Source organism: Paraburkholderia sp. JHI869 (assembly GCF_038900775.1).
GTDB lineage: Bacteria > Pseudomonadota > Gammaproteobacteria > Burkholderiales > Burkholderiaceae > Paraburkholderia.
The window spans coordinates 129,772-156,632 of record NZ_JAYMSC010000012.1 but is presented as its reverse complement, the minus strand read 5'-3'; the positions used below and the strand labels follow the sequence as shown (position 1 = coordinate 156,632).

General features: G+C 58.4%; 20 protein-coding genes and 2 pseudogenes. 13 read left to right on the top strand and 9 right to left on the bottom strand.

Translation table 11 applies throughout. The features are described 5' to 3' along the window. Nucleotides 1–58: 58 nt before the first annotated feature. Nucleotides 59–1,174 (top strand): efflux RND transporter periplasmic adaptor subunit, encoded by a 1,116-nt coding sequence (locus VSR72_RS21400; protein WP_342954332.1) that lies wholly within the window; start codon nucleotides 59–61, stop codon nucleotides 1,172–1,174. Next, the gene (locus tag VSR72_RS21395) at nucleotides 1,171–4,311 is read left to right on the top strand and encodes an efflux RND transporter permease subunit (protein WP_342954331.1); all 3,141 of its coding nucleotides are present in this window, start codon (nucleotides 1,171–1,173) and stop codon (nucleotides 4,309–4,311) included. Before VSR72_RS21400 ends, VSR72_RS21395 begins: the two co-directional genes overlap by 4 nt. Before the next feature lie 602 nt (nucleotides 4,312–4,913). Here the strand turns inward: VSR72_RS21395 and VSR72_RS21390 are convergent. Together VSR72_RS21390 and VSR72_RS21385 are read right to left on the bottom strand one after the other, a co-directional pair. Continuing rightward, nucleotides 4,914–5,513 (bottom strand): lytic transglycosylase domain-containing protein, encoded by a 600-nt coding sequence (locus VSR72_RS21390; protein ID WP_342954330.1) that lies wholly within the window; start codon nucleotides 5,511–5,513, stop codon nucleotides 4,914–4,916. A gap of 171 nt (nucleotides 5,514–5,684) precedes the next feature. After that, complete coding sequence (locus VSR72_RS21385; RefSeq protein ID WP_342954329.1) at nucleotides 5,685–5,891, bottom strand: hypothetical protein; 207 nt, start codon at nucleotides 5,889–5,891, stop codon at nucleotides 5,685–5,687. Between the two features lie 382 nt (nucleotides 5,892–6,273). Between VSR72_RS21385 and VSR72_RS21380 the strand changes: the two are divergent. Both VSR72_RS21380 and VSR72_RS21375 read left to right on the top strand, forming a co-directional pair. Beyond that, nucleotides 6,274–6,438: pseudogene (locus VSR72_RS21380) on the top strand (DDE-type integrase/transposase/recombinase); the annotation flags it as partial. After that, a complete protein-coding gene (locus VSR72_RS21375) occupies nucleotides 6,368–6,661 on the top strand; it encodes a hypothetical protein (RefSeq protein ID WP_342954433.1) in 294 nt (97 codons plus the stop codon). The pseudogene VSR72_RS21380 and the gene VSR72_RS21375, both read left to right, overlap by 71 nt. A 416-nt stretch (nucleotides 6,662–7,077) precedes the next feature. Here VSR72_RS21375 and VSR72_RS21370 read toward each other — a convergent pair. The 3 genes and pseudogenes from VSR72_RS21370 to VSR72_RS21360 form a co-directional block, all read right to left on the bottom strand. Continuing rightward, nucleotides 7,078–7,871, bottom strand: a pseudogene (locus tag VSR72_RS21370) (methyl-accepting chemotaxis protein); the annotation flags it as partial. Nucleotides 7,872–8,389: 518 nt separating this feature from the next. Continuing rightward, nucleotides 8,390–9,082, bottom strand: coding sequence for a response regulator transcription factor (locus VSR72_RS21365; protein ID WP_342954328.1), 693 nt, complete (start codon nucleotides 9,080–9,082; stop codon nucleotides 8,390–8,392). Between the two features lie 6 nt (nucleotides 9,083–9,088). Then, on the bottom strand, nucleotides 9,089–9,394 hold the full coding sequence (locus tag VSR72_RS21360; protein WP_342954327.1) for a hypothetical protein: 306 nt from the start codon (nucleotides 9,392–9,394) through the stop codon (nucleotides 9,089–9,091). A 674-nt stretch (nucleotides 9,395–10,068) separates the two neighbouring features. Between VSR72_RS21360 and VSR72_RS21355 the strand changes: the two genes are divergently transcribed. From VSR72_RS21355 to VSR72_RS21340, 4 genes are all read left to right on the top strand, one after another. Beyond that, complete coding sequence (locus VSR72_RS21355) at nucleotides 10,069–10,458, top strand: hypothetical protein (protein ID WP_342954326.1); 390 nt, start codon at nucleotides 10,069–10,071, stop codon at nucleotides 10,456–10,458. 48 nt (nucleotides 10,459–10,506) lie between these two features. Then, complete coding sequence (locus VSR72_RS21350) at nucleotides 10,507–12,570, top strand: hypothetical protein (RefSeq protein WP_342954325.1); 2,064 nt, start codon at nucleotides 10,507–10,509, stop codon at nucleotides 12,568–12,570. Between the two features lie 336 nt (nucleotides 12,571–12,906). Then, nucleotides 12,907–13,668 (top strand): hypothetical protein, encoded by a 762-nt coding sequence (locus VSR72_RS21345; RefSeq protein ID WP_342954324.1) that lies wholly within the window; start codon nucleotides 12,907–12,909, stop codon nucleotides 13,666–13,668. After that, nucleotides 13,655–14,518, top strand: coding sequence for a hypothetical protein (locus tag VSR72_RS21340; protein ID WP_342954323.1), 864 nt, complete (start codon nucleotides 13,655–13,657; stop codon nucleotides 14,516–14,518). The genes VSR72_RS21345 and VSR72_RS21340 overlap by 14 nt, the downstream gene beginning before the upstream one ends. A 385-nt stretch (nucleotides 14,519–14,903) precedes the next feature. Here VSR72_RS21340 and VSR72_RS21335 read toward each other — a convergent pair whose 3' ends face one another. From VSR72_RS21335 to VSR72_RS21320, 4 genes are all read right to left on the bottom strand, one after another. Next, nucleotides 14,904–15,938 carry a potassium channel family protein gene (locus VSR72_RS21335; RefSeq protein ID WP_342954322.1) on the bottom strand — a complete coding sequence of 345 codons (1,035 nt, stop codon included), beginning with the start codon at nucleotides 15,936–15,938 and terminating at the stop codon, nucleotides 14,904–14,906. Nucleotides 15,939–16,072: 134 nt separating this feature from the next. Continuing rightward, nucleotides 16,073–17,890, bottom strand: coding sequence for a hypothetical protein (locus VSR72_RS21330; protein WP_342954321.1), 1,818 nt, complete (start codon nucleotides 17,888–17,890; stop codon nucleotides 16,073–16,075). Nucleotides 17,891–18,880: 990 nt separating this feature from the next. After that, nucleotides 18,881–19,675, bottom strand: coding sequence for a hypothetical protein (locus VSR72_RS21325; protein WP_342954320.1), 795 nt, complete (start codon nucleotides 19,673–19,675; stop codon nucleotides 18,881–18,883). After that, nucleotides 19,672–20,526, bottom strand: a complete 855-nt coding sequence (locus VSR72_RS21320; RefSeq protein WP_342954319.1) for a hypothetical protein — start codon at nucleotides 20,524–20,526, stop codon at nucleotides 19,672–19,674. Before VSR72_RS21320 ends, VSR72_RS21325 begins: the two co-directional genes overlap by 4 nt. 464 nt (nucleotides 20,527–20,990) lie before the next feature. On the opposite strand from VSR72_RS21320, the gene VSR72_RS21315 reads away from it, so the two are divergent. The 5 genes from VSR72_RS21315 to VSR72_RS21295 all read left to right on the top strand — a co-directional run bounded on the left by VSR72_RS21315 (nucleotide 20,991) and on the right by VSR72_RS21295 (nucleotide 26,713). Further along, a complete protein-coding gene (locus VSR72_RS21315; protein ID WP_342954318.1) occupies nucleotides 20,991–21,380 on the top strand; it encodes an HIT family protein in 390 nt (129 codons plus the stop codon). Then, nucleotides 21,377–21,685, top strand: a complete 309-nt coding sequence (locus tag VSR72_RS21310; RefSeq protein ID WP_342954317.1) for a hypothetical protein — start codon at nucleotides 21,377–21,379, stop codon at nucleotides 21,683–21,685. Before VSR72_RS21315 ends, VSR72_RS21310 begins: the two co-directional genes overlap by 4 nt. A 56-nt stretch (nucleotides 21,686–21,741) precedes the next feature. Next, entirely contained in the window at nucleotides 21,742–22,446 is a 705-nt protein-coding gene (locus VSR72_RS21305; protein WP_342954316.1) for an HNH endonuclease, read from the top strand. A gap of 779 nt (nucleotides 22,447–23,225) precedes the next feature. Further along, nucleotides 23,226–25,883, top strand: coding sequence for an AAA family ATPase (locus VSR72_RS21300; protein ID WP_342954315.1), 2,658 nt, complete (start codon nucleotides 23,226–23,228; stop codon nucleotides 25,881–25,883). Between the two features lie 623 nt (nucleotides 25,884–26,506). Next, complete coding sequence (locus tag VSR72_RS21295; protein WP_342954314.1) at nucleotides 26,507–26,713, top strand: DUF6494 family protein; 207 nt, start codon at nucleotides 26,507–26,509, stop codon at nucleotides 26,711–26,713. Nucleotides 26,714–26,861 lie beyond the last annotated feature (148 nt).

Below are 26,861 nucleotides of genomic sequence, written 5' to 3'. Positions count from 1 at the left end.
ACTGTATTGGTCACTAGAACCATAATGGAAGCCATCATCACACATTGATGGGACTTTCATGTTCTCGCGTCGCCTCGCCACCTCCGCACTCGCCTGTGCGCTGCCGCTTGCGCTAGCGGCCTGCGGTGAAAAAACACCGTCCGATCCGCGCACCGAGGTGCCGCTGGTGCGCACGGCCATCGTTCAGCGCGCCGTCCCCGCGTCCCGCTCGTTTACGGGGACCGTCGCGGCACGCGTGCAGAGCGACCTGGGTTTCCGTGTTTCCGGCAAGGTGCTGGAACGGCTTGTGGATGCAGGCCAGACCGTCAAACGCGGCCAGCCGCTGATGCGCCTCGACCCCATCGATCTCAAGCTTGCCGCGCAGGCCCGGCAGGAGGCGGTCACCGCTGCGCGGGCGCGAGCGCAGCAGACCGCGCAGGATGAGGAGCGCTATCGCGAACTGCGCGGCACGGGTGCGATCTCGGCTTCGGCCTACGACCAGGCCAAGGCAGCCGCCGATGCAGCCAGGGCGCAACTCAGCGGGGCCGAGGCTGACGCCGACGTGGCGCGCAATGCGACGGGCTATGCCGATCTGGTCGCGGATGGCGATGGCGTCGTGATGGAAACGCTGGCCGAACCGGGCCAGGTCGTCAGCGCCGGGCAGCCCGTGGTGCGCCTGGCCCACGCCGGGCGCCGCGAAGCTGTGATCCAGCTACCGGAAACCCTGCGTCCCGCCATCGGTTCGGTCGCCCAGGCCACCCTGTTCGGCAGCAGCGGCGTCAGCGAGCCAGCCACGCTACGCCAGCTTTCGGATACGGCGGATCCGCGTACCCGCACTTTCGAAGCGCGCTATGTGCTGCAGGGTGCGCTCGCCGACGCGCCGCTAGGCGCAACCGTCACGATCGAGATACCGGACGCACGCGTGGCGCTCCAGGGCGGCTTGCAGGTGCCGATCGGCGCGGTGCTTGACGCGGGTAAAGGACCGGGCGTGTGGGTCGTCAACGGCGAGCAGGCCAGGGTTGCATGGCGGCCGGTGACGGTCCTTCACCTGGACGACGACAGCGCTCGCGTGTCAGGTACGTTGAAGCAGGGCGAGCGTGTCGTTGCGCTCGGTGCCCAGTTGCTGCGTGAAGGCGAGCAGGTCCGGGCGTCCGGCCAGGCCGTCGCAGTGGCGAACGAAGGAGCCCGTCCGTGAGCGAAGGCCGATTCAATCTGTCGGCGCTCGCCGTGCGCGAGCGCTCCATCACCCTGTTCCTGATCTGCCTGATCTCGCTGGCTGGGCTCCTGTCGTTCTTCAAGCTGGGTCGAGCCGAAGACCCGGCGTTCACGATCAAGGTGATGACCATCATCACCGCGTGGCCTGGCGCCACCGCGCAGGAGATGCACGATCAGGTCACCGAGAAAATCGAAAAGCGCATGCAGGAACTGCGCTGGTACGACCGGACCGAGACATATACGCGGCCCGGCCTGGCCTTCACAACGCTGACGTTGCTCGACAGCACACCGCCGTCGGAGGTGCAGGAGGAGTTCTACCAGGCCCGGAAGAAAATCGGCGACGAAGCAGCCAACCTTCCGGCGGGCGTGATCGGGCCGATGATCAACGACGAATACGCGGATGTCACGTTTGCGCTCTTCGCACTGAAAGCCAGGGGCGAACCGCAACGGCTACTCGTACGCGATGCCGAGACGCTGCGCCAGCGGTTGCTGCATGTGCCGGGCGTGAAGAAGGTCAACATCATCGGCGAGCAGGCCGAGCGCATCTACGTCCAGTTCTCGCATGACCGGCTGGCCACGCTCGGTGTCAGCCCGCAGGACGTGTTCGCCGCGCTCAATGGGCAGAACGCCCTGACGCCGGCCGGCTCCGTGGAAACCAAAGGTCCAGAGGTGTTCATTCGCCTGGACGGCGCCTTTGACAACCTGCAGAAGATCCGCGACACGCCGGTCGTCGTGCAGGGTCGCACGCTGAAGCTGTCGGACATTGCCACCGTCGAGCGCGGTTATGAAGATCCGGCGACATTCATGATCCGCAACAACGGCGAACCCGCCCTGCTGCTCGGCATCGTGATGCGCGATGGCTGGAACGGGCTCGATCTGGGCAAGGCACTGGACAGCGAGGTCGGCACAATCAACGCCGGGCTACCGCTGGGAATGAGCCTGACCAAGGTCACGGATCAGGCCGTCAACATTCATTCGGCGGTCGACGAGTTCATGCTCAAGTTTTTTGTCGCGTTGCTGGTGGTCATGCTCGTGAGCTTCGTGAGCATGGGCTGGCGTGCGGGTTTAGTCGTCGCGGCGGCGGTGCCGTTGACGCTGGCCATCGTGTTCGTGGTGATGGCCGCGACAGGCAAGAACTTCGACCGCATTACGCTAGGATCCTTGATCCTGGCGCTGGGCCTGCTGGTCGACGACGCCATCATTGCCATCGAAATGATGGTGGTGAAAATGGAGGAAGGCTACAGCCGTGTGGCCGCCTCTGCCTATGCCTGGAGCCACACTGCCGCACCCATGCTCTCGGGCACGCTGGTGACGGCGGTCGGCTTCATGCCGAACGGCTTCGCGCGGTCCACCGCCGGTGAATACACCAGCAACATGTTCTGGATAGTCGGCGTCGCACTGATCGCATCGTGGGTCGTCGCCGTGGTCTTCACGCCGTACCTCGGTGTGAAGATGTTGCCAGATTTCAAAAAGATCGAAGGGGGGCACGACGCGATCTACGACACGCCCCGCTATAACCGCTTCCGCCAGTTGCTGACGCGCGTGATCGCACGCAAATGGCTCGTCGCCGGTTCGGTCGTTGGCCTCTTCGCCCTGGCCATCGTCGGTATGGGCGTGGTCAAGAAGCAGTTCTTCCCGATCTCGGATCGCCCCGAAGTGCTGGTCGAGGTGCAGATGCCTTATGGCACGTCGATCTCGCAGACCAGCGCCGCTGCGCAAAAGGTGGAGGCGTGGCTGGCTAAACAGAAAGAAGCCGGGATCGTCACGGCTTACGTCGGGCAAGGTGCGCCGCGCTTTTACCTGGCCATGGCGCCGGAACTGCCCGATCCGTCGTTTGCCAAGATCGTAGTGCGCACGGACAGTCAGGATGAGCGCGACGCGTTGAAGCAGCGACTGCGTCAGGCCATTGCCGACGGTCTCGCCCCGCAAGCGCGCGTGCGGGTGACGCAACTCGTGTTCGGGCCGTATTCGCCGTTCCCGGTCGCCTATCGCGTCACCGGTCCGGACCCGGACAGGCTGCGCGCAATCGCGGCTGAAGTTGAGCAGGTGATGCAGGCCAGTCCGATGATGCGCACGGTCAACACCGACTGGGGCACGCGCACGCCCACGCTGCACTTCACGTTGCAGCAGGACCGTCTGCAGGCGGTAGGGCTGACGTCCAGCGCCGTCGCGCAACAACTGCAGTTCCTGCTCACCGGCGTACCTGTCACCGCCGTGCGTGAGGATATCCGGACCGTGCAGGTTGTGGCGCGTTCGGCCGGCGATGTGCGCCTCGACCCTGCCCGGCTCGGCGATTTCACGCTAGCCGGGGCGGCTGGACAACGCATCCCGCTGTCGCAGGTGGGCAAGGTCGACGTGCGCATGGAGGAGCCGATCATGCGCTGGCGCGACCGCGTGCCGGCGATCACGGTACGTGGCGACATTGCCGACAACCTGCAGCCACCGGACGTATCAACAACAATCACGAGGCAGCTTCAGCCAATCATCGCGAAGCTGCCCAGTGGCTATCGCATCGAGCAGGCGGGCTCCATCGAGGAATCGACCAAGGCGACGACGGCCATGTTGCCGCTGTTCCCGATCATGCTGGCGATCACGCTGGTCATCATCATTCTCCAGGTTCGCTCGATCTCGGCGATGGTGATGGTGTTCCTGACGAGTCCGCTCGGCCTCATTGGCGTCATTCCGACATTGATCCTGTTCCGTCAGCCTTTCGGTATCAACGCGCTGGTCGGCCTCATCGCGCTCTCGGGCATCCTGATGCGCAACACGCTGATCCTGATCGGGCAGATCCACCAGAACGAGCAGGCGGGACTTGACCCGTTCCACGCGGTTGTCGAAGCCACCGTTCAGCGTGCCCGCCCGGTGATCCTGACGGCCATGGCGGCGATCCTGGCCTTCATCCCGCTGACGCATTCGGTGTTCTGGGGAACCCTCGCCTACACGCTGATTGGCGGCACGTTCGCCGGGACGATTCTGACCCTGGTGTTCCTGCCAGCCATGTATTCCATCTGGTTCAGGATCCGCGCCGGCAACCCCGCGGGTTCGAACTGGAGCCGCGATCCCCAGTCATCGCATCCAGAACCGGTGACGAAGGATGCGCTCGACGCGCGCAGTTAAAACACCATCAATTCAACGATTCAACAATTCAACAATTCAACAAACGGAGCGGAGCGTCCCTCATCCACCGTGTTCCGTGGCATTGCGCCAAGCGGAGAGTTCCTTGCACACCGGGCTAGCCGAACTTCGTTTCGCCGTGTTGATAGCCCGCCGTCTGCAACGTCGGCGCCTCGTAGTAGAAAATCAACCAGGCGCCGGCGATGCAGCATGTCTTGCACGTTTGCTCGCCTGTCGGCCCCAGTTCAAACTTGAAGGCCTCAACTCGCTGCGTAACAGAAAGGCTAACACGACTCGCGCGCCGTCGGGGACTGCCTTCGGCGTCCACGCTATCCCCTCTCCGCCCGACATGACGGGGGCTCGACGTCCTTCCCGGTCAACAGTATGTCCGTGCCCGTTCACTTTTCGCGCACGTTGTTCGGTTAGGTTAGCTTAAATATTCTAAATCGCGGACTAGCTCCCCCCACAAAGATACACACTCAACCACGAAACACCATTCGAAGGTGTGGTCGGTATGTCCGATCATAACCTTGTTCAGATTCGAAGAGGGATTCGCGATGCCGCATATCTACCCATCTAAAAATCGAGCTCAAACAATACTTTTACTACAAACCGAATTCCGTTTTCATCGTGTTTAAGTGATCCGCTACGCGTCGCGCATAGCCCTTGGCGCCCCCGCTGTAGCGATATAACGCGTCCTCGAGGTTCCCACCGGATGCTCTTATGTAACCCTGTAGAATTGCGGAGCCGATACGGACGTTCGTACGCGCATCGGTCAAGTCCGACGTGCGAAGAACACAGTCTCGGTGTTGAGATGGAAGCACCTGCATGAGGCCCTTGGCTCCAACCACACTTTCGGCGAATCGATCAAAACTGGATTCGACTGCGATCACTGAAAGCAATAGCAATGGCGGGAGTGTGAAGCGTCTCGCTGCATTCAGTACCGCGCGACCTATTTCCAATGCATCATGCCATCTGATATGAAAATGGGCACTCACAACAGTTGCAATTTCCTCTGCAGTGGGAATTCTCTCTTGCGTAATATCGGCAACTTGATCTTGCATCGGCCAAACCGGCGATTCAGCGCCATAGCAGAGTCCGGATAGCGACCCGAACATGACGATTATTGCTACGGCGATATTGCGGAGGCTGAAGGCAATAGTGTGCGTCCGGACAAAAAAATCTGTGCTCGAGTTCGTGAACATATACCACATACCATATAATCGCGTGGTCACGAACAGTTCAAGCGAAGACTTTCCTAGAACAGACTGACGACGGTAGTTCATAACGAAAATGTACAAATAAAACACATTCAGAGCATTCCATCCTGTCTAATTCAACCGCAAAAAACAATCTGTCCTGCAACTACTGCTGCATCAACAGCGATCTCGTCTGACCAAACGCTCCGGCGCCTCGGCAATGCGGGCAGCGCACATCTCACTCGCAGCCAAATCGCGAACGTTGTTGGCAAAGCGCTGCAGAGCCTCTAGGGACCCATACGCGCTCTTGTACTCTTCACGGCCGATCCGCCCATCGAGCACGACCAGCATGCCCGAATCAATAGCAATCCTTTCGATGTCCATTGCAATTCCCCTTCAATGACGGCAAATACGCCGGCCTGCCTAGTTCGGTCTACAGCGCGGCTCGCATATCGCTTATGCCTCCGGCGCTGTCCGATTTCTTGCTTTAACGTTTATCGCCCCCCGGTCCGAAGATGTGGCAAGAGACCTTTCAACAGCCACTAGAAGACATCAACCGCTCCCGAATCCCCGACGGCGATCGCGCTTACCGGAACCGATGTAAGCATTCTAGGTTTGGGCGTTTCCCACCCCTCCACCAAAAGGATGAAAAAAGTGAAAAGTGCTCGCGCCCATGCTCCGCGATCAAGTAGTGAAAACCGGCCATCTTCGGCAGTCGGCCAAGTAGAACCAGGCACCAATGCTCTCGCGGTTGGCGAGTCATGCGAAAGCCTCACGCGGTAAGCCAGGTGCGATCTGGTACCTCGACGAGGTGCTCGTGAAGCTGCGCGGTGAATCGTACGCACTGTGGCGCGGTGGACATGGCACCGAACTCGACGTGTTACGGCAAAAGCGCCGCGACACGGCTGCAGCCAGACGATTTTTCAGCCGGACGGAAGCGCGGCGCCACGCGGCGAGCGCTCACAACGATGTCCCGTTGCCGCGGCTGCGGCCCGATCATGGATTCGCATTCGCGCAAGATGCCCAGAATCCGTATGCTGTCGATAGAGTTCCATGTGCAACCTTACGGTCTTGGTCGATTCCCGGCCTTGGATTTGATGCCGTCGTTTGCCGCGATCTTTATCCTGAGCGATTTCATTTCTCTGATCATTTAAGATTCAGTCATGAAACCTCGCCGATGTACGCGCCTGTCGGCATTTCTGGTTCCCGATCCGGCGAAGACCACGGACGCTTTCCTCCTCGCGAATCGCCGTCGACGAGATCGCATTCTGCTGTGCATTGCACCCAACGACGACGGCACGACAAGCGAAAGCTCGCACAGTCAATCTCGATCTCCTCATTTGGGGTGCCTTTGATTTTGGTGCTTATTCCCGGTCATTAGCATCCAAGTGGACATCTGAAAATGGCTTTGACACTAGTCGCGACGGCTAAGTTGTTCCGCGATGAAAACCGCACCGGTCGATCCTAAAAATGTCGGCAGCTGCTACGATCTGTACAACTTGTGGCTCTGGTGCAAATAGCGCGCGTGCGGATCGGGTAAGGTGTCGGACTGAACGAATTGAGAGCCGACGATGAGCCCCTTGATCTCGCGCGTGGCGGACGCGCTGCGCTGCGCGAGCGTGCGCGCCTCGCTTGCGACCACGGCAAAGCCTCGCCCATGCTCGCCCGCGCGTGCGGCTTCGACCGCGGCGTTGAGCGCGAGAATATTGGTCTGAAACGCGATACCGTCGATCAGCCCGATGATCTCGCCAACCTTGCTCGAGCCGTCGGCGATGGACTGCATCGTGCCAACGACCTCGCGCATCATCGCGCCACCCTGCGTGACCGTCTGCGCCGCCGCTCTGGCGAGTCCGGATGCTTGCTGTGCGTTCCCGGCGTTCAAGCGCACGATCCAGGTCAACTCCTCCATGCTCGCGGCTGTCTCTCCGAGCGATGCCGCCTCCTCGGTGCGCTGGGACAGATTCAGGTTGCCGGCAGCAATCTGCGCGCTTGCCGTTGTGACGCCCTCGGCGTTGCTGCGCACCTCGCGCACCACGCGCGCGAGGCTTTCCTGCATCTGCGCGAGGGCGGCGAGCAGCTCGGCCACCTCGTCGTCGCCCCGGGCGTGCAAACCGGTCGAAAGGTCGCCGTTCGCCACTTCGCGCGCGAATGCCAAAGCATGGCCGAGAGGCCTTGTCACGCTGCGGCTGAAACGCCGCCCGCGAGACCCAGCGCGAACACGAGGGCAGCGATGACGGCGCTGACGACAGTGGCACGTTGAGCGTCGACGGCCGCCTCGGCGGCGATCCGGGCGTTGTCGGCGGCAATCTTCTGCGCGGAGCAGTCCAGAAGCTGTGCCGGCGCGCGATCGACGCCTCTTACGGCTAAGCTTCATTGAGATCTTCGTAAAATAGACGGCTTGATGGGGCACACGAACGCTGTATAACGGCACAAAGCGGGTTATTTGAAGGGCGCCACAGCCGCATTACACGAAGCTAACGACACCGCGGTATGAGCCCGTTTGAAGCACATTCAGTTTGCCTAAATGAGACCCGGCGTTGCGCTCGTCGTCTTCGCCAGAAGCGACCGGCTCAATTTGCCGATGGCTGCCGAACCGCAATGCCCTTCGTCACGCCCCGTTCTACGGGGCAACAATCGGCCGCCCGATGAGGAGATCACACCAGAGCGGGGGCTCTATGAGCTTTTCGGGTCTGAGCATGGGTTTCCAGCCGTGCCTCCAGCGAGGACGGCCCTCCGATCAGATTCGCCTGGCCACTCACCGCCCTCGTGCGGCCCACCAAGGATACTTTCTACTACGAATTGTATTGAAAGAAGACCGGGCGACCGGTCAGCGCGTGGCGGTCCGGATGCCCCCCCGGAAACCCCGAGCGCCATCACCACACCTACCTGACCTCGATCCGCTCCAGCTGGTACCCATAGCCGTAAACCGGCATCAGCCGGTAGCCGTTTTCAGGGCGGAGCCCAAGCCTGGTGCGCAACATCGAAACGTGCGTGTCCATCGTGCGGGAGGGCATGTCAATACTGCGCTTCCAGACTGATTCGAGTAGGTACGCACGCGATAGCGGTTGGCCCAGATGCCGGAAAAGCAGCAAGGCAAGTTCAAACCCCTTTCGCGTCAGCGTTACTGGTATTCCGCGAACAACGACTTTTTTCGATGCCACATCGAACTTGAATTCCCCGAAGATTTCGCACGTCTTCGCATCATTGCGCTGGTCTGCACGACGACGCAGCGATCTCACGCGCACACGAAGGATATTTGTCGTAATCGGCTTGACGACGTAGTCGTCTGCCCCCTCGTCCAACAACGACGCAATATCGGCTTCGCAGCTGCGACACGTCATGAAGAGCACCGGCAGGCGGTCACACAAACTCTGACGCAACGAGCGTAGCACCTCCTCGCCGGGCATATCGGGAACGTTCCAGTCGAGAACCAGTAGATCGAACGTCTCAAGGCGCAGGTGCTTCACGAGTTCACGGCCCTCAGCAAATGCACGGCAAGCGTGCCCGTCCATCACCAGCGACTGAAAAACCAGACCGGTTTGTTCTGCATCCTCACCCAGGACAGCAATTCTCATAAAGCCTCACGGCAGGCTCACACGCGAACGTAGTTTCGACAGGATACGAGCTGTCAGGAATTTTTCAGTGTCGTTCAACTCGGCTTCATGCCAACGGCGAAGGTCCGCGAGCGTCTGCAAAAGCCGTCGATAGACGCCGGGTTGATCGGTGACAAGGGGCCATGCGTGCATCATGTAGGCGAGTGCGACAATGCTCCTTCGCTCGCAGAATGACTCAAACAGTGCATGACACAAGTCGTTCAGATTGGCCAGATAGTCCTCCTTCTCCTGAGGCGGGACCATGGCTTCCTTCGTGCAGCGGTACATTCTCATCGTTGACTGTCATGTTGGAGCATGGCTGGCGTCCCCGCTGACCATGCACGCATCCTGCATTGCGTATGGCTCGCACCCGTCGACGCCCTGAATGCATCGTAGCGATACGCCCGGATTTCTTGCGCGCGTTCAAGGCTGCCCGGTGAGCCGCGTCCATGCGGAACGATAACGCACGCGCAGTGATGTTTCGTTTACCTAACTTGATTTGCCGCGGCAACCCGGGCCGTTGCTTCAGAAACCGCACTGATTCTAGTCTCAATTTCCCCGCTTTCACACGTCCAGGACTAAAAAAATCCGGTGACGCCGGAAGCAGTTGGCCAATTGACGGGAAGAGACGCGGCCAGAAAGGGTGGTCGCCCTGGAGATGGAGCGACATGCTCGAGTTTTCTTCAGAAGTTGATCTGCAATGCGTCCGTTGCGATAAGTATTCTTATCACAATGCATTTATTTTGAAGCAAAACTTTAGCATTTTAAAATCTGCCTGATCCGGAACCCGCCCCCTTTCTGCCCAACCGGCCGGCTTCGGGAGCAGAGCCAAGACTTCGAGTCGCTCGTCTAGACCCCTTACGTCTTGCGGTCGCAGCAAACGGGGAATCGCAGGCGCCTAACACCCATTCCATCTTTGTTATCCAGTACTATCCAAATCGCTCCCGTGGACTTATCAATACTGGACCATGAAGCCAGACCCAAAGATTCGAGCGACACCCCGTCCTCTGCGCGTAGCCTATGTACTTGAGGATGGCGTCGATAGCCATGATTGGCTTGACGCGATTTTTGCCAGCTGCTTTGGGCGGCACGGCGGGCGGCAATCGCTGGTCGTCCCGGTAGTTGATGGCCAGATCTCGGAGCGCTACAGAAACTGGCTTCGCCTGTACGACCCGGACTATGTCCTGCTTCTGACGTATGACAACGCAGCTCTCGTCGAACTCCTCACAAGGTTGCTTGGCGATACGACAATTCATCAGCGAGAGAGGGCGCGCGGCACGGTCGAGCAACATCCACGTGTCGTCATTCGCACGTCCAGCTTGCCCGCGATCTCCTGGCTGCCATTCTTCAAGGTCTGATCGGGTCTAATGCATTCAGCGCCAGAGTTCATTCTTGACCGCTTCCCCATGTGGGAAGACGACGGCATCATTAAGGACAACTTCGGCACTCTATATGGGAGCCTTGATCCGTTCCCCATGCACGACCAGATAGGTGTGCCCGCGCTCATGCTCACGCCACCCGACGCACCACCGAACCGCTGGCACCTCCGGTCGGTAAAAGGCGAGGAAATTCAGGATGCCTACGCCGTGATCGAGCGTCTAGCTGGGACGGGCCATATCGCCACTCTGGCACAGCTCTCCAACCTTTCCGCCCAGCGTTTCCGGACAGATCACGCATGGGGTCGGTCATTTTGTCTGATCATCGGAGACAGTTTCGACGATCGAGTTTCGTGCTGGAACGCGGCGCTGCTGTTTGACGGCGCGCAGACTCAGGTATTGAAAACGCTGCGCGTACCCGCGAATGCTGCCGCCAACGAGGTCAAGCTCTCGAAGATCGGCCAATATCTTCAGCGTAAGAACTGGATCAACCAACAAGGAGGCAGTGGTCGAGTAACCCTGCGATCGCACTCATTATCTGCGGATCAGCTCAATGCAATTGCAGAGCAACTGCGCAGGGGAGCACACGTACGGACCGACGTTAGCCCGATAGCAACGCTTGACGAATGCTGTCCCGAGGAGATCTCACGTGTACATACAGGCGCTCGCTGGTGGCCAACCGTTCCAACCGATGGCAACGAGACTCGGGTTGTTGATGGCACTACGATCGTGGCTGCGTCGAGCCCCTTCCAGCTCAGCTACGCCCGCGGTCAACACCCGATATTTTCACAGGGCTCGTGGTATGTGGATCTGTCGATCGACCGGCTAAACGACAACGGACGATTCGCGAACGTTCGTGAAGAGTGGCGACTGCCTCTGCGTTCTCATTTGGTTCACCGATTCTGCACGGAGCGCGGAGCCCGACTGTTGCGCAATGGAACGATCACGCTGCCCGTCGATATCAACCACGCCACTATAGAGGTCAAGAACCCGTCGGACGACGATATTATCCGCGACTTGTTGACGGAGGTACCGCGGTACGACCATGACGACATGCGTCATGCGCGGCAGAGGACTGCGAACTATCGCTATGCAGCGCCGTCTGACAAAGGCAGCTATCTGCGAGGTCTGCTCGGGCTTTTTGGCGGCCTCAACAATGCTGAGCAGACTTTGGGTAACCACTTCTGGCGAACACAGTTTTTGAGAATGGCGGTTCCCGCCCAAGACCAGAAAACTGAAATTATTACCTACGTGCAGCGTCGTATGCGGGCCCGGAACGGCACGTTGACCATCAATGATGCGCCAGGCTGGGAGAGCCTAGCGCAGCGCATCATCGAGAAATCTGCACGTCTTCGTGCACCAAAAGGCAGAACGCGCTTTGACAAACTGCTAGCTGCGTGGTCGGTCGAACTCGAACAAGCGATTAAGCTAGATCACAATCTCATTCCGCGACGGGATGAAATCATAGGTGAGGCCAGCGACGACCTCAAACGTTCCCTGAGTGAGCTACTGGACTGCGGTATCTTCCATCGCGGACACGAGTGGAGTTGCCGGCAGTGCTCGCACCGCAACTGGGTCAGCGTCGACCATCTCAGGAACGTAATGGCATGTGAGGTTTGCGGACGTGACCATCAGTTGCCGGTGGATGTTGTGCTGGACCTCCGTCTCAACGAGTTCTTTGCAACATGCCTGCGCGAACACGACACCCTAACAGTAACGTGGGCCCTGTCAGCACTGCGGGAGAGTTCAAAGAGCACCTTCATCTTCGGCCCGCAGATGAGCCTATTTGAGGACTATCCGGAGAATCAGGGTGGTCGATCGAACAGGGAGCTGGATGTGATCTGCGTCGTCGATAACAAGTTTGTCATCGGCGAGGCGAAGATCGGTGTAGACATCATCGCGGACAGTGACATTGAGGATCTCGCGGATGCCGCAACGAGGCTTGATGTTGATAAGGCGATCTTGATGGCGCTCGGCGGCGATCGGGCGATCATGAACCGCAAGGTCAACCAGCTGCGAGCGTTGCTCCCGAATCACATTGAAGCCGAAGGGATAGTCTCCGATTGGGATGACGATCCATCAGCAGTTCTGTAGCGGTTGCAACGCCTAACGATCGGGTTCGGCCATTCCGATCAAGGCCGCCGGCAACCGCTACTGGGCGACAGTGGACGGCCGCGCAGTAGCGGTTCGCTCCCACCAGTCAAGGACCACTACCCCCACGCCCGGTTGCTATCGTCGGCATTTGATAAGCGGCAAAAATCGCAGCGTTCGTTCAACCCGGTCGAACGGCTCGCGTCAACTGCCCCCCAATCGGATGCCATGTGTGGCTGCACGCCGCCTTGAACGAAGTACAATGCGAAAATCTGTGTGTAGCAACTGTGCGCCGCAGGCACTGGCCGTGCCACTTCGCACCTCTACCGGAACCAAATAATGATCGAAGAAGGTGTGCTAATACCGGCGACCTTGCGGCCAGTCGGACAAGGGCTGAGCGGGGCAAAGCGAGGACAGGTAAAAATCAGCGGCATTTCGCATAAGTGCGTTGTAAAGCCAGAGTCGATCGGTGGCGTCGTCGCGGAGTGCTTCGCCGCTGCAGTTGGCATCCATCTGGGGTTGCCTACATTGAAACCAGTGATTGTCCGCTACCCGGGGAAATCCGAGATGTGGTTCGGTGCAAGAGATCTTCAGCATCCTAGTCTGCTAACCGCAATGAACGTCAACGATGCAGCAGGAGTCAGACGTGCCGCCCTCTTACTGGCGACGTGGGCACAGTTCGGCTCGACCATCTCGTTTGACGAGTTGATCGCCAATCCAGATCGCAACCTGCAAAACTTATTGTGGGACGGCCAGGATTTCTGGCTAATCGACCACGCACGCGCCCTCGGAAATGCCGTTCACGAGAAAAACACGTTGGCCAACGTGGCCATGAGTCTCGAACCTGTTGCCGTGGATGGAGCAAAAGCCGCGGCGATTGCACAGGCATTGGTTCAACAAAGCAAGTGTGGATCTGATGACGCAATCTGGACAGACTTAACCGATGCCTTTAAGGCCCTTGCATCCATCGAGAAGCAATATGAGAAGTGGGAGAAAGCTGAGGAAGCGTGCAGAACATTCATCCACTCTCGCGTACCTAGTCTCGCCAGTAACACCGCTAACTGCTTCAGCCCTCTTCTAAATCATCATGCAAACCACTGACAGCGATCTGTCTCAATACCTCCAGACAAACACTCGTTGGGCGATCATGAAATGGGAACCCATGGCGGGATCGGGTGAAATTCTGAACGTCGGAGCTCTTCTGCAACGAGACGGCACAGTGGAGGCCCATGTGCTAGTGAAAAGCGAGGTGCTCCATTGCATGTATGGCGGAGCGGCGTTGCGTGCAATGCAAATGATTCAGTATGCACTCGAAGCTGCGAGAGGTATTGCGGCAGATCAATCTTTAGAGGCTGCGATTATCGCTCCGGCTCTAGAGAATTGTCGATTCGGGGCAGTTATGGATACTTACGCCGATGACCGTGCAGACGCGATTCGTCAAATCGTCTCAGAATGTTGTAGTCTTGGAACTCTTCCGACGGAGCCGGAAGAGGAAGCGGACACCGCTCCGCTCGACGAGCGCGAAGTGCAGCGACAGTGGACCACGCGCATTCGGAATGTGATCCAAGTCGAACGCCCCGATCTTGTACGGTTCTTTGGCGGACAAGCGACGATTGTGGAAGGCGGGCAAGCTGTAAAATTTGGTTTTCTTGCTCCCTCGCTGGTCGCACATTTCGGTCTACTGAAGCCCAATCAACAAGGGCAAGGTATGAAGGACGCGAGATCAAAGATGTGGGAACTCTCACTCGCAAGGGAACGCAACCCGAGTCTAGCAACGGCATTGATTCTAGGAACGCCACATGAGAACGACATACTTCTTAGTGAGCGAACACTCGCACAGATTTCCTCTAACGTGGCCGAACTAACGCAAGAGGCGGCGCAGAGCCGCCTGTCGTTGCGTCCCGTTCATACAGAACGAGAAGCCGCGGATGCGCTTATTGGTTTGATTTAGTGATGCACACTCAACAAGTATCTGCACCCAGCTCGACTACACGCAAGAGGGCATTTCCGCACGACCTGACACGCCAACAATGGGCCTCGCACGAGCTATAGCCTCTTTCGTATGCTAAGGAAGTACTCGAGTTTCGGGGGAACGCTTAGAAATCCGCGTCGCTCTTTGGTGGGAGCCGAATCATCCATCCTCCCACCCGGCCGTCGAGCTGCTGCGCCAGTGCCGCCGAGTACTGCATATGTGCAAAAGGCCTGCAGAACCTCTGTCGCACGCGTAGTCGTGCAACACGAGCCATCCTCACCGATGGCTACGACAGGCCAGCACGACGTAGTCCCCGCCTGCCCCACCACTCTGGGTCTGCCCAATTTCCGATGTCCATCGGACTCTAACGGCGTTGTTTGCGCTCCGACCGACAGAGGTCAATCAAGGGCCGACGCGAAGCGGCCTTGATTAGGCTGCCGGCTTTGCGGACGCGCTTCACCGCTTTGACTGGGGTCGAGTGTTTTCGCGCGCGCATGGTTTTTCGATACTTCGCGATGGTCCCCTTCGTTTTAGCGGTTATATCCTTCGTGATGGTCTCTATCAACTTCAAGTACATACCACCGCTTTTGTAGGGTTTATCAGCATACTTCGTATAACGAATAAAGCACTCCGAAAATCGATCCACTAGTTCGCAAAGCTCTTCGAGTAACATTACCGTTCGATCAGTACGCCACAGAATTCTTTCGTTCTCTAGAATATTGACAAGTTTTCTTGTGAAACCCGCCAACTCCTCGACATGATGAGCCGCGCGCTCTATCCGTTCACATAAATCGCTAGTTTTCCCGATATCTTCAATATGCGCAGTATAGCCAACCAATGCCCTCATTGCCTTGATCGCGGGGTAAAATGGATTTAATCTAAAATAAAAATAATCTTGAAAATCACTCTTCTGGCCAGTTTGAATAGCGCGCCGGCGATCAGCAATCATCTCTTTTGCATCAGAAAGTTCGGCCAAACAGAGGTCATAAGTTTGAATGAGTCTATCGCCCGCCAAATAATTTATCAGCCTCTCTTGTTTGAAGGAAACAATCTGAGAGATCGAGTATCCAGCATAAACCAGTCCAAAGAGAGCCTCTACTGAAGCGAGGGCTCTTGCAAAACCGATTGCCGTTATATCACCATACCCCAGTGTAGTAACGGTCACAATACTGAAAAATAGACACTCAAGGAAAGACGCAGATGATTTTTCTGGATTTCGTAGTCCACCATGGGAGAAAAACTCAAGACCGTAGTACGACAACCCGAAGAGGAAGACCACGGCGACAAATATTATCGCAAGCTTGATGATCAACTGGCGCTGCTGGGTCTCGTTCTCATACATGATTTTATTTTTATTACCTAGACGGGAATCAACTTCCGAATTAATGGTGGCGGGCAAGATTGCAGAATAATTTAAGCCAAACGGGTCACATGCTACTTCTGAAGATCTGCTGCGAAGCGGGCGGCGCGATCGTCTACGTCGGTGGAGAGAACACAATGGTCGGCCTCCAAATACCCTTGCAGCATCAGGTATCAGTTGTCCGCCGCGCTAAGCCCGTGAGCATCGACAAATTCTTGCACTAGGTCGATAGCGAATTTGGCCGCGTTTTTGGTTACGTTCGCCTGGGTGGCTTTTTTCCCCAATTGGTGGGAAAAATCCGCTTGCTGTGTTTCACCCGCGTCCGCTACGGCCTTTATCCAGAGACATCTTTGGCCCGCTCCAGCTCGGTAGAATCCCCATCCCTCCATATCGAACGCGACGGCGTCTTGAAAGGATTCACTGATGAACGAAATCAATTCTGAATTGACATTTTCAACCTTACTGGACGCGCTTGCGAGACCCTTATCCGTCACGACCTTAAATGGGAATTGCTGCTTTACTGAAACTATCCGTGCAAGCTTGAACATTTCGTTATCGACACGATCACCATGAGGGCGTTGTTGAACTCCCTCAACGATCAGGCGCGTGTGATCGAATACAGTTACTTCGTTTGGTACTACGACCGTCCCTACCGGCAGTGCCTTGCCTGGCATGGCCATACACATCCCAATCATTAGGACGATTGTGGGCCTCAAAGCCAGACATAGAGCTTTGACCTCCACAGCCGCCTCTGTTTGCCCCTGGAAGGAGAGGCTTATAAGATTCCAGACTACAGCGTTTCGGGAGTCTAGAAACTGAAGCAGATACTCCTGACTGTCATCCAATTGGACCGTTTTGGGAGTCCCAAAGGACTCTTTCAGTTGAGCGTACACCGCAGCAAGTTCAACCGCGGCGGCCGCAACGCACAATACTGATCTTGTACCTATTTTCCCGTCGCGGACTTCAGCTGAAGCGCCGCTCTCAGTCACCTTGTGTTGCGAATGGCCAGTTCCCCTCGTGCTGACATCACGCAGAACGCGAACCTTCCCTTTCGCCTTTTCCAACGTCTCCGCGAGCGAGAACTCCTTGGAAAGAAGTACCCACGCCCGCTGTGCCGATGTGCTATTCGGAATCGCGCCCTCAGGATCTTCGATCAGGCGAGATAATGCGTCGATGACATCGTCATCAAGGGTAGAGGTGTCGCGAAGTCGCCTTTGAGCTGCTGCGGCCAACTCGATCATTGCCGCACAACTTCTGAACCGTCGATCACTACTCGCTTTCTCGTCGGGGTGGGCTGATGATGGTAAATAGCAAACAATTCCTTGGCGATCAAGGAGTGTCGTTGTGCCGTCAATCTGATGTTTGCGGTTCTTCTCGAACATCTCTTCAACCAGGTCATCATTCGCTCTCGGATGGCGAGTTATGACCTCTACTAAATCAGAAGAACTCAGTTGTGCCTGTTCCGACAAGGCAGTTATCTGAATGCATGGGAACACTTTTAGGTCGCCATGAACCGGAATCGCCGCACCACTACCAGAAGCTACGATCTCAATAATTTTCTTAGCTAGGCCGACAATGCCGGGATAGTTCGAAATATCCTGCACAATCGCGAAGTCTGAATCGTCCGCGGCTTCGAATGTCGAGCAGTCGATCGTCACGCAAACGTGTCTCCCATAGACGTGGACGCCAAATTTACTCGACACGCTGGTCGAGGCGCCCGACACTCTATTAGGTATGGTGCCGTGAAAAACAGTCTTTGAATTTGTGAAGCCGTAGCCGCGCGATACGGGGGCGATTCTCGTGAAAAACGGGCCCTGAGGTTCAAGCACTAACGGGAAGAACGCCGACTCAATATCACCACCAATTTCCCGCAACACTGATTTCCCTGTTCGTACCTCGAATAGGGAGGTCGCTTCACCGGCAACGTAGTTCGGTGCCGAATCTGGGAGTCGGCCAAATGCTCTCCAACTGAGCTTCACATTGAAAGACATCGGGCGCCCGTCGAGAAAGGGTGAGCGGGGGAGGACTCGAACCTCCTCATGTCGGCAAATCGTTGCCGACGTGCTTACCAGCGCCCGCTCGCCAAGTTCGTGAATATATCATCGGTTTCTGCCTTTTGGGATAGTCGGATCGCTAAATCGTTCCGAATTGTCGAGTCGAAATCTAGTTCCTCAAAATCTTAACATTACAGCCTTTCGCTCGTTTACGGCAGGGGAATGGCGGACTTTAGATTCTGAAGTCAAAGCCGGAGCCTTGGTATCACCGAAGTCAAACGCGGAATCGGCAAGTGCTTTAGGGTCATCGCCGGACTAGCGGCAGTCGTTCAGCCCCATGAATCGCGCAACTACTTGACGCGGCAACGCATTCGCCCTCTCGCATCTCCACAATATTGAAATGAGAGCATCGTATGGGTTCGCCCCAATTTCTGCTGAAGACGTGACCAAGCGTCGGTGCCAGTTGGGACCAGCGTTGCGATCGTGTAGCTGGGCGTTCGCTCCGTCGCAGCCGCCCTATGCATGCTGCATCCGACTCTATTGCGCATGCCATTAGCCGTTTGCCCGCGAACAGAAAATCGAGCATTTTGCCGCCTGTTTGCTGGCGCAACAACGCACGGCGCACTATGCACGACAGCAATCCGTGCGCTGCGGGTCAAGTGGCCTTTCCAGTGGGAGCCGCCCGCTTGCACGCAGCCGTGTCTCATCGCCATCGGGGCGATATGCCGTACGTCAATCAGGCACCAGCCGTACAAGTCAGCAATCTGGTCAAGCCGATCATCTTCTGCCGCGCCTCCAGGCTGAATCGGTCCTTCACGCGGCCACTAGCGATTCATTGATTGACGGCGGGCGCGGGAGGCTGGGCGCTGGCAACGCCAGACAGAATCCCCACTATTTCTAAGGCCAGTCAGGGTCCCTGGCCCCGTGGCTGCGCGTACGAACCAGTCAGGCAGGGTGCTTAGACCGCTCGTCTCACCATATTCGCCGTCATCGCGAACCACAAGTTCCTTTGGCATATCTCATTTCGGCATGCTGCATTAGCGAAGGCGTGCCGCACCCGCGGCTACCGGTTTGCCGGGCGTGAGTCACGTCGACGCGGTCTGCCACAGTCATCGCCAGAATGTCCAGGCCGGCCTCTGCGCAAGCTGGCAGCCATACATGATGCGGGATGATTGCCGTCAGGTACTGCCTATCATTACCCGGCTCTTTATCGCGGGGGCTTCCGATGCGACCGCGATTGCCAATTGATTCAAGCCAGCGAACAAATTCCTCGATAGCTTTAGCGTCGTACACGTACTCGAAGCCCCGTCGCCTGAGGATTAGCCCCGGAAACCGGTCCGCAAACGCCAACGACTCAGACAACGGACTCGCCGCGCCGAAGTACCAAAAATTGTCCGACCCTTCAGCCAGGAAAACCGGCTTCCCTTGATCCTGTGCGAATGAGTCCACGGAGTTATGCCCCTCAGAAGGTACCCTTCGCCAATGCGTGCCTTCGCGGAAGTAGAGATTGTCCCCGCACCTCTGTTCGGGCTCACCGTCCAGTACCGGGCGCTTTTGCGGGTACTCGCGGAAGTATCGGTCCATTTCGAGGACATGGGTCAGACGCATCGCGTAGATCAGGCGATTCCCAGTCGCCTTGCATGAGTGCCCCAAAACCCAGTCACCGCGTTGAAGACGAGCATTCATGTGGTTAGGCGTGCAAAGCGCTAGAGAACAGATGTCGAAGTAAGGATTCGGCGCAAGCCCGGTATCCGACGTCATCACGTACTTAAGTAGCTTCATACTGTTTCCCGAATGAGGTTTGCTACCCACCGCTCCAACTCCGGGTAAGCGTTGCCATCAATCACGAACTCCTGCCCTTTCGCAGCCGTCTTCAGCGTTACACTATCGCCCTCCACTTTCCAGCAATCGGCACCGGGATGGTACGTTAGCGGCGCCCTGCCCCTTGGCTCGAACCACGACGGCAAGGACCAGAAGCGGCGCGATAGCCCGTCCCGCGTGAGTTGCAACGGCGGCCGCAGAAACGGGAATCGCCCACCCCCGAGACCGTCGACATAGGCCGAGCGCTTGCGTCCGACGTAAAGGGTGTTTCGCGCATCCGTGTATCTCTCTGGAGAAGCTACGTGGGGATGCGCCGCAATCCACGGATGTCGCTGCAGTGACCCGAAGCGGTCGGTGACGACAGGCAACACTTCATCGACCTCGAGCCATCCGAACATAACGTGCAGATCCGGCGCACGCTGCACAAAGCGCCACCGACCCGAGAGTTTTTCCACTCGCCGGAACCATCCAAAGAACAGGAAGATGTCCCCGGCACCAACGCCGTTGTTGGAAAGGTGGCCCTGGGCAGCGCCCGTCTGACCCAAGGCCGGCCGCCAGCCGGGGATGTCAGCCGCATGCCTGCCGCCGAGGTCCGGATCGTAGTGGACCGTCGACGTGGAACTATGCCGCTCGCGGGACAGGTCCCGGAGCATCGTATCCAGGTCCAGATCGGCAAAGCCCACGTTGTCAATCGTTTCCCGGTCGTGATCGCTTGGAATCGGGAGCGGGATCAGTCTTCCATCCGGAAGGATCAGACTCGCCATGCCGCCGTACCGTTGGTCGAATCCCTTTCGCGAGAAAACTACTTTCATTCGGATCCTGCATCTTGACGTTATTGTGGCGCTGAACCCAGCGATGTTGAGGTGGTCCCGACGCGTAAGGATACCGGCTCTTGTGGAGATGCAGACCAAGGAAAAGTCCCGGAACAGGCCGCTTTCGATTCCGCAGAAGCACGCGCAGGCCGCGGGAAATCGAGAAAGCCCTCACCGCCCTGCTCGCCGTTATGTGGCGCCGGGAACAGGCGGATGCAGGGTGAGAATGACCCAGACGGTTAGTTGCGCACTGGACGATGCCTGTCCTGCGGTCCAGCCGGACTCACGACGCCCCGGCTGCGCCTCGCGGCAACCAGAATCGATGGCCTTTTCGCGGCGCCAGGCGCGGGTCCGCAATCATGCGCAACTGCGCACCAAGGTCATCCCAACGCCTCGCAGCGCGAAATCTGCTGGATGTTGCGAGCGTGAGAGAATCCGGGTACACAACGTCCTCAGAGCCGAACATGCCCTCTCAATGCCCATTCTGTGAACTGAGAACTGAGAGGGTCGTTGACGACAACGACGCAGGGTTCTCGGTGCGCGACGCGTATCCGGTATCGCCTGGGCACACGCTGATTATTTCCCGCCGGCACGTGGGCTCGTTATTTGATTTGTCGACAGCGGAACGCGAGCAGCTCTTGTCTCTTGTTGACCGCGCGAAAAGTACTCTGGACGAGCAGTATCAGCCTGACGCCTACAACATTGGCGTCAATGACGGCGCGGCCGCCGGCCAGACAGTGCCCCATCTCCACATTCACCTGATTCCGCGCTACAAGGGCGATATCCCTGATCCACGCGGCGGGGTGCGCTGGGTGATTCCGGAAAAGGCCGACTACTGGAGCAAGCGAGGTTGAGTGCGAGCGTTCCACCACCATCGGCCGAAGCTCAACTTTCGTTCCTTACCAGGTTTCAACGACTCTTTGCCGAAGGCGACTTCACCGCAACCTACAAGTTCGCGCTGCTCATCTCGCTCGCAGACCTGGCTGTCGAGATCGGCGCGGATGACGGCGCTGAACTGACCTTGACCAAACGGCAGATTGCAGAGCGTTTCGTCCAGCTTTACTGGCGGCACGCGACGCCCTACGGCACTGGCCGCGCTGGGACCCAGCCAGGCGTGCTCATCCAGAACCTGGGTACCCAGGCTGGGCGGCGATATTGACTGCCATTAGTGAATTTAGAGCGTCAAGTCCTAGAATAACCGTGCAGCAGGCTCGTATGGAGCCGCGTTACGCGGCTTTGCTCAGCAGGGTGGCGGCCGTTGTCGCGGCCCAGCCATTGAACTACCTGCAAAACTTCGGCGGCGTTACTGATACGTTCCTTTACGAGCGCTCCGGTCGCGGGACCATCACACTCCGGCCCGGCGTCGCGTATTGCCTCCGGCGTTTTTACACGCTTGTACAACAGCTGTCACGGGCGCACTGGATCGACCACATCAAGGCGAACCGGCGCAACCACTCCATCCTCGGTGATGCCGGTGATCTGGAGGACTTCCTCTTTTCATGCTCCCGACAATCATTGGCGCTTGTTGGCATGGCCTTGCGCAAGCTTGATGGCGCCCGGTGCTTCTACTGCGGGAGCGGCGTTGTAGAAGCTGACGTCGACCATTTTGTGCCCTTCTCTCTCTATCCAAGGGACCAAGCCCACAATTTCGTTCTTGCGCACCCAGCATGTAATCGCAGCAAATCCGACACGCTAGCAGCAAAGCCGCACCTCGAGCGCTGGCTGGAAAGGCTCGCGACCAAATCTGATGCACTCAACGAGATCGGCGCGTTAGCGGGCCTGGCAAATGACAGGCTCACAGCCAATCGAGTTGCGGCGTGGGCCTATGCTGCCGCAAATACTACAGGGGGGCAGGCCTGGCTGTCCGCGTCGCACTACGAACCCGTAACGTCAAGCTATCTTGGCCTCTTGGAGGCATGAACTTGACCGACGACGTATTGCGATCACGGGTGGCCATGCCGCGCAGTGCATGCTCGAAAGGAACCCGTCTGCGAAGAACCAATTCGACCACAAGAACGGCCGCGGTGCTCTGGATCCGGACGAACGAGCTACGCCTGAAATTCTCGAGGTTTGTTCATTCTTGAGGTTTAGTCCTATCGGCCTGTGCGGACGTTGAGACTAAGTACACTCGACGTCTGGAGTTCGAACGATTGTTGACCTTTCCGCCAACGCGCAAGGATGCAGGATGTCTGCTATGGAAGTCGTCAATCGTCCGCGCGAAGAGTCCCCGTGCCGTCGCCAGCGATACGATCGCTGACCTCGGGAGCAAAAATGAAATCTTCAATAGCGATATCTGACGAGGTCGCTACATTGATTCAAGTCGAGCTACTAGCTGCCGCAGGTAGTTGCGGCTGACACTGCTGAGCGCGTCGCCAGTTGGAGGGCATGGACAAGCGATGCCGATTGGCGCGCCCCTTGGCCATGAAACTGAGCGAAATCCCGCAACTGGTGGAACAAGCTGATTTGAGCCTGGCTGCTTCCGAGGTTCCTAGCTTGGAGCCTATTAGGAAGCGCAAAAAGGCGACGTGCTTTTAACGGAAACGCGTCAGGTGTATGCAAAATGGATCAGTCTAGGGAGGGGCGGCGCTTCGAGCTATCGGCTATGTCGTGAAAAAACAATAAGAAAGCTTTCACCTCGCGGATCGCGCCCGCTGCGAGGGCTATACTCGCCGCACTATATTAAACGAGAGACATGGCTCATGATTTTCGCGCGCATCGCCGACTGGATCGAGACGCAACAACCGTGGCTTTCTGACGCCGCCCGCCGTTTGGTCATAAACGGCCGAATTGACGAAGCCGAGATTGGCGAAATCATCGCCTTGGCGAAAGCGCACGCTGGCATCGAAGATCCGGCCGGCCGTGTCGCACAGCCCCTAACTCGCGATCTGCTGCCGGCCGTCAACGCGGCGTCGAAACCAATCACTCTCTTGGCGCTGCGCAGCCTGCGTGGGGTCAACGCCATCGCCGCAGACCAGTCGATCCCGTTTTCGCCGATCGGCGTGACGGTCGTCTACGGAAACAACGGGGCAGGCAAATCGGGATATTCGCGCGTGTTGCGCAAGGCGTGCCGAGCGAGGGCGACCGGCGGACTCATCTTGGGCGACGTTTTCGCTGATGCGGCGGGAGCGAATCCAACCGCTGAGATCCTTGTTCAGCGCGAGGGCGCCGCCGGCCCTGAAACGCTGGCTTGGCGACAAGGCTCGCCCGCCCCTGTGGAGCTGGCGACGGTCGCAGTGTTCGACAGCCAATGCGCGCGCGCCTTCACCGACGCGGAGGGCGAGGTTGCATACACGCCGCGCGGCCTCGACGTTCTCGCGAAGCTCGCGACCTTGTGCGGCACGCTTCGCGCCCGGCTCGAACTTGAAATCAACGGCATTCAAGCGTCGGCCACTTCCTTCGCCGACCTTCTGGGCGAACATGCGGCAGGCCGCTCGCTCGCAGCATTCGAAAAACGCTCCCACCTTTCGGCGTATCGAAAGGAACTCGCGGCGCTCGCCACGCTGTCCGAATCGGATGTCGCGGAAATGCAAAGATTAGCGGAGGAGCTTGCCGAGGCGAATCCCTCCGCGCGTGCGGCCGATCTTCGCGGCAAAAAGGCGCGCATTGAAGGTCTGGCGACCCGGTGGGAGCGGTGCGAAGCGGCGCTCTCCGATGAAAAGGCGGTAGCCGCGATTGGGCATGGGGCGGCGGTTGTCGCCGCTGAAACGGCAGCCCAGCTTGCAGCGGAGGCTTTTGCTGCGGAGGGCGGCCTGTTGCCGGGAACAGGCTCAGATCCTTGGCGCGCGCTGCTGAGCGCCGCGCGGCATTATTCAACGACGTTGGCCTACCCGGAACATCGTTTTCCGCACGTTGATGGCAGCCGGTGCGTGCTGTGCCAGCAAGATCTCGCGGCCGCCGCGGCCGAGCGCCTGCGACGTTTCGAGACGTTTGTCGAGCAAGAGGCGCAAAAGCTCGCGGAGGCCGCAAGGATCAAAGCCAGCGCCGCGTTTTCCTCCATTGCCTCGGTTGATCCGGCCGCCCTGCTGGCAGACCATGCGCTTGTGAACGAGATCGAGCAGGCCAAGCCAGGCGCGCGCGAAGCCCTGCAACAAGCGGGCGACCGCTTGTCGAGCAGGCAGGCCGCGCTCGCCGATGCTTGGGCGGCTAAGCGTTTCGACGCTGCGGCGCCGGCGATCGTTTTGCATTCCACTGCGCTACGTGATTTGTCTCGCGCCATCGAGGAAGAGGCCGCGCGCTTTGACAAGCTCGCGGCGGCGGACGGGCGCAAGAAGAGCGAGCAAGCGCTCGCCGACTTGAAGTCGCGGCTAGCACTCTCGGGGAGGCTCGCGCAGATCATCCAGATCGCGGACGACCTGGCGTTGAAGAAAAAGCTTCAAGCTGCCCATCGAGCGGCGGATTCGACTCCGGTTTCGAGAAAGATGAGCGCGCTTCACGCCGAGGCATTGTCCGCTGAAGCTGAAGCGGCTTTCGTCCGCGAGTGCACCGCGCTGGGCGTCGGCCATGTGCCGATCCGCAGCACCACGCGAATGGAAAGGGGAAAGGCGAAGCAGCAGGTGAAGCTTGACACTTCTGGCGGCGAGCGGGTGGGCGAAGTCCTCAGCGAGGGCGAGCAGCGCGCGCTTGCGCTTGCCACCTTCATGGCGGAAGTCTCGCTGGTGGAGGGGCATGGCGCGATCATCTTCGACGATCCCATGTCGTCGCTCGATCACGCGCATCGTGAAAAGGTCGCGCGCCGGCTCGTTCAAGAAGCGTCGAGCCGGCAGGTGATTGTGTTCACTCACGACTTGCCTTTCGCTCTTCATTTGGCCGATGAAGCCAGCGCCCAGAAAGTTGAGGCGAGCGCGATGAGCGTGCGGCGCGTCAGGCAGCGCGCGGGACTGGTTTTTCCTGAGCTTCCCTTTGCCGGGATCAAGGTTGGCGAACGCTTGGAGCGCATCAAGAAGATGGCGACAGAGGCCGATGGCCTTCTCGATGCTGGAGAAGTCGATCGCAGCGAGAATCTTGTCCGAACTGGATATGGACGGTTGCGCGAGACCTGGGAGCGCGGGGTGGAGGAGACCATTCTGTGCGAGACGGTGGTGCGCTTTCGGCCCGGCGTATCGACACAACGGCTCCGGGCCGTGACGCTGAGCGATGAGGAATACGTGGCGCTCCACGAGGCGATGGCGCGCTGCTCCCACTTCGCCGCCCATGACACCGCGGCGGATGCCGACACGACCCCGCCGACAGCGGATGAGCTGCGAGCAGACATCGAGGCAGCGAGAGTGTTCTTCGCTACCCGGAAGAAACTCAACGACGACACCGATCGCCGCCGTCGGGAGCTTCTCGAACGTTCGGCGGCTTTCAAGCAGGCCTAAAAAAACAGATCAGCGCTTCGGCTGCGTTGCCGCGCGTCCATGTCGCTAAACAATCGGCAGCGATCTGCCAGGCAGACAGAAAGCACGCAATAAACTCGCGCAGGAGGCGGTCCTTCACGGCGCCTTATTGACTACTTCGCACGCTTCGCTTTCGCGTTTGCTTGCCGGGTGTCCATGGGGTGCGTGTAGGTCCGTTCGCGACACAGCGCTGTCAGCCCCTGGCCAATCTGTAGACGTTCGACTCGATCGGGGTGGATGTCTGAAAGGGCCGACAACTTGTCCTCCGGCGACGGTATCGAATACCGCGTTCTAATCAGATACCTGCCCTTTCAGTTCCGACTGCGTACTGCTGGAAACGGTCGCTGGATGGGTGAGCCCTGTTCGCCACGCTAATCTCGACATAACAGATCGATTGTCACCGGAGGATCAGCGGCCGGCTGCCACGCCAAGCCGGCCAGTGCGTCGTGCCATGACCCGAAACGGGGAGAGTCCGATGGCGCGGCGCGCCCCGTCAGATGCATCTGACGATCGTGACAATCCCCCCCGCGCTCGGTAGGATCAACTATCCACCGGAAAGGCCGACGGACCTAGCCCCCGGATTTCCTGAAGAAGGGAGGTGCCCAATGAACGACGACGTCCTCAACCTGAGCATTCGTACGCTGTTAAAGACATTCGGCATCCATGCGCAGCGCACGATTGAACAGGCGGTTACTAAGGCAATTGCTGACGGCACCGTTGCAGGCACGGAAACGTTTCCCGTGAAAGTAACATTGGACATTGCTGGGCTCAGGTTGAACGCTGAGTTTTCTGGGGAAGTCAGACTGCAGTGACGGCTCAACCAACGCTCCCGCTGTAATGCAGCGTACTCCAACTGGTGTTGCGGCCAGTTGCAGCCGTTCGTCCTTGCGGCCAACCGCACAGTCAAATGGCCGTCCCGCGTCAGGCATCGGACCTTCCGATGCCGACGATCAGAATCAT

Bases quoted from the DNA above. Each gene is read 5' to 3' on its own strand.
- VSR72_RS21300 (WP_342954315.1), top strand. From the start codon at position 23,226: ATGATTTTCGCGCGCATCGCCGACTGGATCGAGACGCAACAACCGTGG.
- VSR72_RS21400 (WP_342954332.1), top strand. From the start codon at position 59: ATGTTCTCGCGTCGCCTCGCCACCTCCGCACTCGCCTGTGCGCTGCCG.
- VSR72_RS21365 (WP_342954328.1), bottom strand. From the start codon at position 9,082: ATGAGAATTGCTGTCCTGGGTGAGGATGCAGAACAAACCGGTCTGGTT.
- VSR72_RS21305 (WP_342954316.1), top strand. From the start codon at position 21,742: ATGGAGCCGCGTTACGCGGCTTTGCTCAGCAGGGTGGCGGCCGTTGTC.
- VSR72_RS21330 (WP_342954321.1), bottom strand. From the start codon at position 17,890: ATGTCTTTCAATGTGAAGCTCAGTTGGAGAGCATTTGGCCGACTCCCA.
- VSR72_RS21390 (WP_342954330.1), bottom strand. From the start codon at position 5,513: ATGTTCACGAACTCGAGCACAGATTTTTTTGTCCGGACGCACACTATT.
- VSR72_RS21320 (WP_342954319.1), bottom strand. From the start codon at position 20,526: ATGAAAGTAGTTTTCTCGCGAAAGGGATTCGACCAACGGTACGGCGGC.
- VSR72_RS21315 (WP_342954318.1), top strand. From the start codon at position 20,991: ATGCCCTCTCAATGCCCATTCTGTGAACTGAGAACTGAGAGGGTCGTT.
- VSR72_RS21350 (WP_342954325.1), top strand. From the start codon at position 10,507: ATGTGGGAAGACGACGGCATCATTAAGGACAACTTCGGCACTCTATAT.
- VSR72_RS21345 (WP_342954324.1), top strand. From the start codon at position 12,907: ATGATCGAAGAAGGTGTGCTAATACCGGCGACCTTGCGGCCAGTCGGA.
- VSR72_RS21340 (WP_342954323.1), top strand. From the start codon at position 13,655: ATGCAAACCACTGACAGCGATCTGTCTCAATACCTCCAGACAAACACT.
- VSR72_RS21375 (WP_342954433.1), top strand. From the start codon at position 6,368: ATGGCACCGAACTCGACGTGTTACGGCAAAAGCGCCGCGACACGGCTG.
- VSR72_RS21295 (WP_342954314.1), top strand. From the start codon at position 26,507: ATGAACGACGACGTCCTCAACCTGAGCATTCGTACGCTGTTAAAGACA.
- VSR72_RS21355 (WP_342954326.1), top strand. From the start codon at position 10,069: ATGAAGCCAGACCCAAAGATTCGAGCGACACCCCGTCCTCTGCGCGTA.
- VSR72_RS21325 (WP_342954320.1), bottom strand. From the start codon at position 19,675: ATGAAGCTACTTAAGTACGTGATGACGTCGGATACCGGGCTTGCGCCG.
- VSR72_RS21385 (WP_342954329.1), bottom strand. From the start codon at position 5,891: ATGGACATCGAAAGGATTGCTATTGATTCGGGCATGCTGGTCGTGCTC.
- VSR72_RS21360 (WP_342954327.1), bottom strand. From the start codon at position 9,394: ATGAGAATGTACCGCTGCACGAAGGAAGCCATGGTCCCGCCTCAGGAG.